11 protein-coding genes are annotated in these 9647 nt (G+C 55.7%); 6 read left to right on the top strand and 5 right to left on the bottom strand.

Translation table 11 applies throughout. The features are described 5' to 3' along the window. On the bottom strand, nt 1–774 hold a 774-nt coding region (locus QE270_RS00455; RefSeq protein ID WP_300033741.1), incomplete at its 3' end, for a M14-type cytosolic carboxypeptidase. A gap of 24 nt (nt 775–798) precedes the next feature. Next, nucleotides 799–1392 carry a DUF4136 domain-containing protein gene (locus QE270_RS00450; protein WP_300033739.1) on the bottom strand — a complete coding sequence of 198 codons (594 nt, stop codon included), beginning with the start codon at nt 1390–1392 and terminating at the stop codon, nt 799–801. A gap of 153 nt (nt 1393–1545) precedes the next feature. Here QE270_RS00450 and ykgO point away from each other — a divergent pair, with 153 nt between their 5' ends. The 5 genes from ykgO to QE270_RS00425 all read left to right on the top strand — a co-directional run bounded on the left by ykgO (nt 1546) and on the right by QE270_RS00425 (nt 5601). Further along, a complete protein-coding gene (ykgO, locus tag QE270_RS00445; protein WP_125229386.1) occupies nt 1546–1671 on the top strand; it encodes a type B 50S ribosomal protein L36 in 126 nt (41 codons plus the stop codon). Between the two features lie 105 nt (nt 1672–1776). Beyond that, the gene (locus QE270_RS00440) at nt 1777–2385 is read left to right on the top strand and encodes an HAD family phosphatase (RefSeq protein WP_300033737.1); all 609 of its coding nucleotides are present in this window, start codon (nt 1777–1779) and stop codon (nt 2383–2385) included. A 165-nt stretch (nt 2386–2550) separates the two neighbouring features. Next, nucleotides 2551–3759 carry an ADP-forming succinate--CoA ligase subunit beta gene (sucC, locus tag QE270_RS00435; RefSeq protein ID WP_300033735.1) on the top strand — a complete coding sequence of 403 codons (1209 nt, stop codon included), beginning with the start codon at nt 2551–2553 and terminating at the stop codon, nt 3757–3759. Nucleotides 3760–3928: 169 nt separating this feature from the next. Beyond that, a complete protein-coding gene (locus tag QE270_RS00430; RefSeq protein ID WP_300033733.1) occupies nt 3929–4675 on the top strand; it encodes an electron transfer flavoprotein subunit beta/FixA family protein in 747 nt (248 codons plus the stop codon). Beyond that, a complete protein-coding gene (locus QE270_RS00425) occupies nt 4672–5601 on the top strand; it encodes an electron transfer flavoprotein subunit alpha/FixB family protein (RefSeq protein WP_300033731.1) in 930 nt (309 codons plus the stop codon). The genes QE270_RS00430 and QE270_RS00425 overlap by 4 nt, the downstream gene beginning before the upstream one ends. 248 nt (nt 5602–5849) lie before the next feature. On the opposite strand, the gene QE270_RS00420 is transcribed toward QE270_RS00425, so the two are convergent. From QE270_RS00420 to QE270_RS00410, 3 genes are read right to left on the bottom strand one after another with little or no spacing between them, the layout of a single operon-like run. After that, nucleotides 5850–7163, bottom strand: coding sequence for a hypothetical protein (locus QE270_RS00420; protein ID WP_300033729.1), 1314 nt, complete (start codon nt 7161–7163; stop codon nt 5850–5852). Beyond that, complete coding sequence (gene nhaA / locus QE270_RS00415; protein WP_300033727.1) at nt 7160–8380, bottom strand: Na+/H+ antiporter NhaA; 1221 nt, start codon at nt 8378–8380, stop codon at nt 7160–7162. Before nhaA ends, QE270_RS00420 begins: the two co-directional genes overlap by 4 nt. Continuing rightward, complete coding sequence (locus QE270_RS00410) at nt 8377–8604, bottom strand: hypothetical protein (protein WP_300033725.1); 228 nt, start codon at nt 8602–8604, stop codon at nt 8377–8379. Before QE270_RS00410 ends, nhaA begins: the two co-directional genes overlap by 4 nt. Before the next feature lie 90 nt (nt 8605–8694). Here QE270_RS00410 and QE270_RS00405 point away from each other — a divergent pair, with 90 nt between their 5' ends. Beyond that, nucleotides 8695–9609: a sulfite exporter TauE/SafE family protein gene (locus QE270_RS00405; RefSeq protein ID WP_300033723.1), complete on the top strand. Its 915-nt coding sequence runs from the start codon at nt 8695–8697 to the stop codon at nt 9607–9609. Nucleotides 9610–9647: the final 38 nt, after the last annotated feature.

The raw sequence follows: 9647 nt of genomic DNA, 5'->3' as shown, positions 1-9647 counted from the left end.
GGCCCAATGCACGCCTTTTTCATCCATCGCGTTGCGGATGCCAAGCACTTCGGGGCTGCGTTCTGCCGATGGGTCGGCCCATTCGCGGTTCAGGTTGACGCCCAGATAATTGGTCCGCAAATGCCCGCGGCAGCTTCCATCGGGGTTGCAATTAGGCACAATGTGGAAGCGGCATTTTTCCAGCAGCACGCGCGTATGCGGATCGCTGAGGTCCGTCAGCATATCAATCGCGCCTTCAATCCAATATTCGGCCTGGGTCTCGCCGGGATGCTGGCGCGCATAAAGCCAGACCTGCGTTTCGCCTTTGCCCATTTCAAGGCAATCAATCGGTTGGCCTTCAAGGCTGTGGCCAAGGCAGCGATAGGTCACGCCTTCAAGCGATGCCGTCTCGGCAATCAGATCATGGTGTCGTTCCATGCTGTAAGGGGCGAAATAAGCAAACCATGCAAGATCGCTTGCGGGGGTGTAGCGGATGGTCATCGTGCCGCCGTCCGACGCCTTGTCGTAGCTGGTATCAGCGCGACCCCAATAATCGCGGTCTTCGGAGACGCAAGCGCGGTAATTGGGCCAGCCGCCGGGATAGGCGCTGCCCTCAAGCCCTGTAATCCGCAATTCCAGCTCCTCGCCTGAAGTGCACGCCACGCGAAAGTGGAACCATTGTGCAAATTCCGAATCCTTGTCCGTGCGGATTCCAAGGGTCGCCACATTGCCCTGCATTGCATGGACGATGATATTGCCACTGTCGAAGGCGGCGTTGATGTCAGTAATCGGCATTTTTGGTTCGCTCTCGCAATGAAGTCATGGCACGCGGATAGTCGCACCAGACACGCCGGGGAAGTCCTTAAACAAGGCTTCGGCCAATTTGGACGCGGCGATACTGGGTTGGGCGGCGGGTGAGCCAGCCTTTGCCAATTGCACCGCCGTGCCTTCCCAAATCACCACCCGGTCGCTGCGCCGGACGATGCGAACGCCCAATGTTGTCTGCAACTGAGCTGCTGAACCGCCGCTCAAATTAATGCCAAGGCCAATGCCCAGACCGGAGCCATAGCTGCCGGTGGAGCCGCCGACGCCAACCGATATAGGCGCGCGTCGATCGGTACGAATCATCGTGGCGCCGAAACGGGTCTCTGCGACCACGTCCGCATCCCCTCCTATGTCGCGATAGCCAATCCGCTGCATTTCGCGCGCGACGGCCGCAAGATAAGGCGACCCCGAAAGCGTGCTGTCCGATGCCGATTCGCCAACCAGCGCGACAGCGAAGCTGCCGGCTCCATACGGCACGCCTTCTGCGGCGCGATTAAAGCGCGTAACCTCAACCGGGCCAGTTGGCTCGACACAAGCCGTCAGGAGGGCAAACGAGAGAAGCGGCAAGAACCGCGCATTTTTCATCATAGGTACATCCTTAAGGCTGCCCCTTACCACATCCAACAATCTATGGGGGCTTAATCCGCAAATAGGGCCAATCGCGCTTGACTTTCCGCTGCCCGATCCATAGGAGCGCCCCTTCAATTCAAGCTTCTTGCATTTATTAGACGGGCAAATCCGATGAAAGTCGTTAATTCTCTGAAGTCGCTCAAGGGCCGCCATCGCGATAACCGCGTGATTCGCCGCCGTGGCCGCACGTATGTCATCAACAAGACCCAGCCACGCTTTAAGGCGCGCCAGGGTTAATTTTACCCTGCCTGCGCATTGCAGGCGGATGGCTCTCACAAAATGCCGCTCCGAATTTGATTCGCGGGCGGTTTTTTTGCGCCTGGCGATAAGGAAATTGTGATCATGAAGATAACCACAGTCGTGTTTGATGTTGGCAAAGTGCTTTTCGAATGGGACCTGCGCTATCTTTTTGCCAAGCTGATCGCAGACAAAGATGCGCTGGAATTTTTCGTCACGCATGTCGTGACGCCCGAATGGCATTTTCAACATGATGCGGGTCGCGCTTTGGACGATATGGTTACCGAGCGGATTGCTGAATTTCCAGAATATGCCACGTTGATTGCGGCCTACGCCCCCCGTTTCAATGAGACCATTCCAGGGCCCGTCACAGGGTCGTTGGAGATTGTGCAGGAACTCGCCGAAAGCGGCGTGCCGTTATTTGCGATCACTAATTTTGGCGCAGAATTGTGGGAAGGATTCCGCCCGACACAGCAGATATTCGACCTTTTTCAGGACATAATCGTGTCGGGAGTCGAAAAATTGGCGAAGCCTGATCCTGCCATTTACGCACTGGCGTTGCAGCGTTTCGGAATAAAGCCGGGGCAAGCGATTTTTATCGACGATAATCATGCCAATGTCATCAGCGCGCGCGAGACTGGTTTTGCCGCACATCATTTTAGAGATGCAGCATCACTCCGCGCCGAATTGGTTGCGCTCAATTTACTGCCTTGAACTTTTGCACGTAGAGGCGCGGAGGTCGCAACTCTGGAACATATTTCTCTGCCCAGTCTGCGCCCCTGCATGAACCAAAAAACATGGGTGCAAGGCCTTCCATTCAGTGCGCGTCTGTGCTTAAGCAACCGCCGAAACTCTCTTTTCCCGAGGACGTAATCTCCCATGAATATCCATGAATATCAGGCCAAAGAACTTCTCGCAAAATTCGGTGTGCCCTGCCCTGCCGGTATCGCGGCATTGAGTGTCGAAGAGGCGGTTGCCGCCGCTAAGCAATTGCCTGGTCCCTTATATGTGGTGAAATCGCAAATTCATGCCGGCGGACGTGGGAAGGGCAAGTTCAAGGAACTGGGCCCAGACGCAAAAGGCGGCGTGCGTCTGGCGTTTAATCTGGATGAGGTTGAGGCCCATGCCAAGGACATGTTGGGCAACACGCTGGTAACGATCCAGACTGGTCCAGAAGGCAAGCAAGTCAACCGTCTGTACATCACCGACGGCGCCGACATTAAGCAAGAATTCTACCTTGCCCTGCTCGTTGATCGTGCGACCAGCCGTATTGCGGTTGTGGCGTCGACCGAAGGCGGCATGAACATTGAAGACGTGGCACATGATAGCCCCGAGAAAATCCACACGATAATCATTGATCCAGCCACGGGCCTCCAACCGCACCACGGCCGCAGTGTGTCAAAGGCGCTTGGCCTGACGGGTGATCTTGCCAAGCAGGCGCAGACAGTGCTGGCGGGGCTTTACAGCGCTTTCATCGGTACTGATGCTGAGCAGATTGAAATCAACCCGCTCGCTGTGTGCGAAGGCAAAAATGGCGATGAGCTGTTGGTGCTGGATGCCAAGGTTGCGTTCGATGGCAATGCCATGTTCCGGCACAAAGATCTCGCCGAGCTGCGCGACTTGACCGAAGAAGACCCTGCTGAAGTCGAAGCATCCGAATATGACCTTGCGTATATCAAGCTCGACGGCAACATCGGCTGCATGGTCAATGGCGCTGGCCTTGCGATGGCCACCATGGACATCATCAAGCTGAACGGCGAATTCCCGGCCAACTTCTTGGACGTTGGTGGCGGCGCTTCGAAGGAAAAGGTCACGGCTGCGTTCAAGATCATCCTTAAGGACCCTGCCGTAAAGGGCATATTGGTGAACATTTTCGGTGGCATCATGAAATGCGACATTATCGCGGACGGTATCGTTGCTGCGGCAAAGGAAGTGAACCTGTCGGTGCCGCTCGTTGTCCGCCTCGAAGGCACCAATGTGCAGCAAGGCAAGGACATTCTCGCCAATAGCGGCCTGCCAATCGTGTCGGCCAATGATCTGGGCGATGCAGCAGAGAAAATTGTGGCAGAAGTGCGCAAAGCAGCTTGAGATTGTATCCGTTGGTCCCAACATGCGTTGAGGGCCGACGGAAATGCTGAATAAGTTCGATATCACGGGTCGATCAGGCACTTGACGTTTACGTAAACGGTCAGCATAGGCACAGCAGTTTGGGATGGCATCTACCTGTCCCATTGAGTCGGTAAGGAAGGATGAGCACATGAAGATCATCGTCCCCGTTAAGCGGGTCATCGATTATAATGTTAAGCCGCGGGTAAAGCCCGATGGTTCGGGCGTGGATTTAGCGAACGTCAAAATGAGCATGAACCCGTTTGACGAAATCGCCATCGAAGAAGCGTTGCGTTTGCGTGAAAAGGGCGTTGCGACAGAAGTGATCGCAGTGTCGGTTGGGCCGGACAAGGCACAAGAAACATTGCGGACTGCGCTCGCCATGGGCGCTGACCGCGCGATCCTTGTCGTTGCGGAAGATGTCGAGCCTTTGGGCGTTGCCAAGATCCTCGCGAAGATCGTTGAAGAAGAGCAGCCCGGCCTTGTCATTCTTGGCAAGCAGGCGATTGACGATGACTCCAACCAGACCGGCCAGATGCTCGCAGCATTAACGGGTCGTCCGCAAGGCACCTTTGCCAATACGGTAAACGTATCTGGCGATTCAGTGCATGTTGCGCGCGAAGTCGATGGCGGTTTGCAGACAGTGTCGCTGAAGATGCCAGCCATCATAACGACTGACCTGCGTTTGAACGAGCCGCGTTATGCGTCTTTGCCAAACATCATGAAGGCAAAGTCAAAGCCACTCGCGCAGAAAACACCTGCCGATTATGGCGTCGATGTAACTCCGCGTCTTAAGACGCTGAAGGTTGTCGAGCCCCCCGTGCGTAGCGCCGGTATCAAGGTTGCCGACGTCGATGCGCTGGTTGCAAAGCTTAAGGAAATGGGAGTGGCCGCATGAAGACCCTCGTTTATGCCGAACATGACAATGCATCGTTGAAGGATGCTACCCTTGCCGTCGTCACCGCTGCATCACAGATTGGCGAAGTGCATGTGCTCGTTGCCGGTTCAGGCTGCGGCGCAGTTGCTGCGCAAGCTGCCAAAATCGCTGGCGTGGCAACTGTGCATGTTGCCGATGACGCGGCCTATGCGCAACAATTGGCCGAAAATGTCGCGCCATTGGTTGCTTCATTGATGGCAAGCCATGACGCGTTTCTGGCGCCTGCCACATCGAACGGCAAGAACATCGCGCCACGCGTGGCGGCCTTGCTAGACGTCATGCAAATCTCAGACATTTTATCGGTTGAAAGCGCGGATACGTTCACGCGGCCCATCTACGCCGGTAACGCGATTGCCACTGTGCAGTCGTCCGACGCCAAGAAGGTCATCACCGTGCGCGGTACAGCCTTTGCCAAGGCCGAAGAAACTGGCGGTTCGGCCACGATCGAAGTTGTCTCGGGCAGCGGCGATTCAGGCACATCGACCTTCCTCTCGGCAGAGATCGCCAAGCAGGAACGCCCTGAGCTTACCTCTGCCAAGATCATCGTATCGGGCGGCCGTGCATTGAAGGATGCAGAGACATTTGCCGCGACCATATTGCCATTGGCCGACAAGCTTGGCGCTGGCGTTGGCGCAAGCCGCGCTGCCGTGGATGCTGGCTTTGTGCCCAATGACTATCAGGTTGGTCAAACCGGTAAGATCGTCGCACCAGAAGTGTATGTCGCCGTCGGCATCTCCGGCGCGATCCAGCATTTGGCCGGTATGAAGGATTCCAAGGTCATCATCGCCATCAACAAGGACGAAGATGCACCGATCTTCCAAGTTGCAGATATTGGCCTCGTTGGCGACCTGTTTACGGTTGTGCCGGAGCTCGTTGCCAAGCTATAACATATTGTATTATAAGGTAAAAATGTAGGGCGGCCAGAAATGGTCGCCCTTTTTACTTGCAGCGGCTGAGTTGATTGGGCTAACCTGCCCTTAGGGCATGGCTCGTCATTCTATCCCCCACTTGCCCATCACGAAGTACCGGTAACGCCGTGTCTTTCTATAGCGGCCGACTAAGCGTCGGCGCTGCGCCCTTGCCGCTGGAGGTTATACCAAGACAATCTCGCGTCATAATGCCGCTGTCAATTTGCTTATGGCAGTAAGTCAGACGGCGAAGTCGGCTCGCTCAATATCTTCTCCATCCGGCGCCACCGCTCGCCCTCGGCCAGATTGCCGCGTTCGATATAGTTCCTGACCAAGTCGTTGCCCCAGCCATAGTTGATCACATAGCTGCGATAATGGTCCGTAAAGCCAATGGATTGTTCGGCCCGGGCCGGCGAAAGTAAGAGATATTTCTGCGTCAAAGCCAAAGCCTGTGGCCGCGTCACTTCACCGTCCAGATACATTTTTGCGATCGTTAGCCGCGCGCCCGAAAGTGCCTCGGTCATTTGCTGCATTTTCCAATAGGCTTGGGCTGTCTGGGGGTCCAGGCCAGCCAATGGGTACAGCACGTCGCGTTCAAAGGCCAAGCGCTCCTGCGCCGGAAATGCCAGATCAATCCCGTAATTTGCGCTTCCCTCGGAAAGGACGCTCATCGGGCTGTACAAGGGGTTTACCTCATACTCCTTCCAGCCATTTTTACGCGCCAGTCTCTCCTCAACCAACAGGTTCAAGACATGATGCCCGGGATAGCCCTCATGACAACCAAGATCGACGGCGCGACTGATGCGGATGGGAAGGTCGGTGTTGATCTGGATCAGGCTTTTGTAATTGCCCTTATAATAATTATAACCCGACCACGGCTTCCCCGTCACGAACTCCATATCAAAAGTTTCACCCGCCGGCAGGTTGATGTGCGCTTCAGTCCGCCGTTTGCACTCGGCAATCGCCGCGTCGAAGACGGGCTTCATCCGATCCTTGGGCACCGTATAATTCTCGTTAAAGCTATCCACTCGTGTTGCGAGTGGGCCGTTGCCCGGAATGAGCTTTTCCAGGCCAGCCAAAATGGCATCATAATGGGCCAAGGGCATTAATTCCGGAACTGTCGCGAACTGGCCCTCGGCTTCTGCGTTAAACGCGAATTTGCGGCCCTGAAGCATCTGTAGCCGGGTATCTGCAGCGACAAGCATACCACGCAGCGCGCGTGCGCGGCGGCGATCTGGCAGCGACTGGATACCCGGTAAAGCGGCATCTATGGCAGCGGTGAGTGTGCGAGCTTGCGCAATCAAATCGGCAAGCGAACGCGGGTTCGCGGTGGCTGCGGACTGCAACGCAGCTGGACCATAATACGCATCCACATATTCCGGCTCATGCGTGCCAGCTTCGAGCGTCAATTGAATATACGCGTCAGAAACGTCAGTCAGAGACATTGAAGGCACGGCCTTTGGCGCAACCGATGGCGACGGTACCGTGCTGCAGCTTGAAGCGAGCAACGTGAGCGGCAGGATATAACTGCGAAACTTCATATGGCATCTCCAGACAGCCGCTTGCGGGACGCGGCGAAGCGCAAAACACTATAGCCCAGGATCGCGGAAAGTAGCGACCCTATCAAAACACCAATCTTGACAGCGTCACCTTGTGCCGGCCCTGCAAAAGCAAGACCACCGATAAACAAGCTCATTGTAAAACCGATACCGCACAGTACGGCGACGCCGAAAACTTGCGTCCAGCTGGCGTTGTGCGGCCGAGCAGCAATGCCGAGCTTAACCGAAAGCCAAATGCTGGTGAAAATGCCGATTTGCTTGCCCAAAAACAGACCCATCGCGATAGCCAGCGGAAGTGGCGCGGTAAGTGCGGCAAAGTTTATGCCCTCCAGCGAAACCCCAGCATTGGCAAACCCAAAAATCGGCACAATGACAAATGCCACGGGTTTCACCAAGGCATGTTCCAGCCGATGTAGCGCCGAATCCGCTGCATCCGGGGCGGCAAGTGTGCGTCGGAGCGGTATGGCGAAAGCGGCCAATACGCCGGCAATCGTGGCATGTACGCCGGACAATAATGTGGCATACCATAACAAGGCCGCAAGGAGCAGATATGGCCAAAGCACATTGACCCGAAACCGGTTCAACAAAAACATCGCGCACCAGATAGTTCCAGCAGCAGCCAGCGCGACAAGGTTCAGCTCGGCTGTGTAAAATACAGCAATAATCGCAACAGCACCCATGTCGTCGACAATTGCAACCGTCGGCAGGAACAGCTTCAGCGACGCGGGTGCACGACTGCCCAACAGGGCAAGTACGCCAATGGCAAAGGCAATATCGGTTGCAACGGGAATGGCCCAACCACGTCGTAAGGCGGGCTCGCCCCCTGCAATAGCAAGATAAATGATAGCTGGCACAATCATGCCAGCAGCAGCCGCAATCATCGGAAGTCTGCGATCAGCCCAAGTAGACAAGTGACCATCCACAAATTCGCGCTTTATCTCCAGGCCAACGAGCAGAAAGAAAATCGCCATAAGACCATCGTTGATCCAAAGATGTAATGTCATTGGTCCGAGCTTGGGCGTCAATTCTGGGCCGGTAACCGCATGAATGAGATGGGTGTAATCTTGCGCAAAAACTGAATTAGCAATGATCATGGCCAGCGCGGCCGCCACCATCAGCAGTATCCCACCAGCCGCTCCGCTGGACAAAAATGCCCGCAAAGCAGATTTTCTGGTTAGTGATTTTGGAATATTGATCATGTAAAATTACTATGGCCATCAGGCTGCAACATAGCAAGTAAGGGCCGTTGGCCAGCCAAGGTGGCGCGCAGCTTTCTGCTGGTGGAGGCATATGGGGCGGCGGGCAAAGCGACATGATGCGTCTGGATGTTGGGCCGTCCGCGCGCGCCTGGGTACCCGCTGGACCCGCCAGATTGCGGATCGACGCAAGTTGGCGATTTCGCGTTGCGGGCGATGCCCAACACTGCAATGGTCCCGCCGTGACCTTGTCCACCAGTTTCTAAGCGCTAGCCTTTATCCTGCCGCGAAATGCGGTTAGGGTCTATCCGTCGATCATGGATATATATCTTCCCATAGCCAATTTGTCGGTGAATGCGCTGGTCATCATCCTACTGGGTGGCGGCGTCGGCGTGCTTTCGGGCATGTTCGGCGTAGGCGGCGGGTTCCTGACGACACCCTTGTTGATTTTCTACGGCATCCCCCCTGCAGTTGCGGCGGCGTCCGCATCCACGCAGGTGACCGGTGCAAGCGTGTCGGGCGTGTTTGCAAATATGAAGCGCGGCGGTGTTGATTTCCAGATGGGCGGTGTGCTCGTGGTAGGCGGCATATTCGGTACTGGCGCGGGCGCTGCAATTTTTGAAATATTGGAATCCGTCGGCCAGATTGATACCGTCATCAACATTCTGTACGTCCTCATGCTGGGCAGCATCGGTGGCTTGATGGCCAAAGAAAGCCTGTCGAGCGTGCGTGCCACCCGGTCGGGTAAGCCGGTCGTCGCAGCAAAGCGACGGCATCACCCGCTAGTTGCCAGCCTGCCCATGCGCTGGCGCTTCTATCGTTCGGGTCTTTACATTTCACCGCTTGCGCCGTTGATATTGGGTTTTGTCACTGGCATTATGACCATGCTGCTTGGTGTTGGCGGCGGTTTCATAATGGTGCCCGCCATGCTGTATCTTTTGGGCATGGGCGCGCAGGTGGTTGTAGGGACGTCATTATTCCAGGTTTTGTTTGTGACCATGGCGTCTACGATGATGCATAGTCTTACCACCAAGGCCGTCGACATCGTACTTGCCGTATTTCTGCTTATCGGCAGTGTCACCGGCGCGCAGATTGGCGCGCGTTTGGCACAGCGTATGCGGCCAGAATATCTGCGCCTGTTCCTTGCCACTATCGTTCTACTGGTCGCAATCCGCATGGCGCTTGGTCTTGGTTGGCGGCCGGACGAAATCTACACGTTGCAAGCATTATGATACGTTGGTTGGCCTTATTTTTATGGCTGCTTCCGGTC

Origin of the sequence: Sphingorhabdus sp., from assembly GCF_029865925.1 — a bacterium.
In the GTDB taxonomy this organism is placed as follows: Bacteria; Pseudomonadota; Alphaproteobacteria; order Sphingomonadales; family Sphingomonadaceae; genus Sphingorhabdus_B.
This window is presented reverse-complemented; position numbering and strand designations above follow the sequence as displayed.

Excerpts from the sequence above, each read along its gene's own strand:
- QE270_RS00450 (WP_300033739.1), bottom strand. The coding sequence starts at position 1,392 with ATGATGAAAAATGCGCGGTTCTTGCCGCTTCTCTCGTTTGCCCTCCTG.
- ykgO (WP_125229386.1), top strand. The coding sequence starts at position 1,546 with ATGAAAGTCGTTAATTCTCTGAAGTCGCTCAAGGGCCGCCATCGCGAT.
- QE270_RS00440 (WP_300033737.1), top strand. The coding sequence starts at position 1,777 with ATGAAGATAACCACAGTCGTGTTTGATGTTGGCAAAGTGCTTTTCGAA.
- sucC (WP_300033735.1), top strand. The coding sequence starts at position 2,551 with ATGAATATCCATGAATATCAGGCCAAAGAACTTCTCGCAAAATTCGGT.
- QE270_RS00430 (WP_300033733.1), top strand. The coding sequence starts at position 3,929 with ATGAAGATCATCGTCCCCGTTAAGCGGGTCATCGATTATAATGTTAAG.
- QE270_RS00425 (WP_300033731.1), top strand. The coding sequence starts at position 4,672 with ATGAAGACCCTCGTTTATGCCGAACATGACAATGCATCGTTGAAGGAT.
- QE270_RS00420 (WP_300033729.1), bottom strand. The coding sequence starts at position 7,163 with ATGAAGTTTCGCAGTTATATCCTGCCGCTCACGTTGCTCGCTTCAAGC.
- nhaA (WP_300033727.1), bottom strand. The coding sequence starts at position 8,380 with ATGATCAATATTCCAAAATCACTAACCAGAAAATCTGCTTTGCGGGCA.
- QE270_RS00405 (WP_300033723.1), top strand. The coding sequence starts at position 8,695 with ATGGATATATATCTTCCCATAGCCAATTTGTCGGTGAATGCGCTGGTC.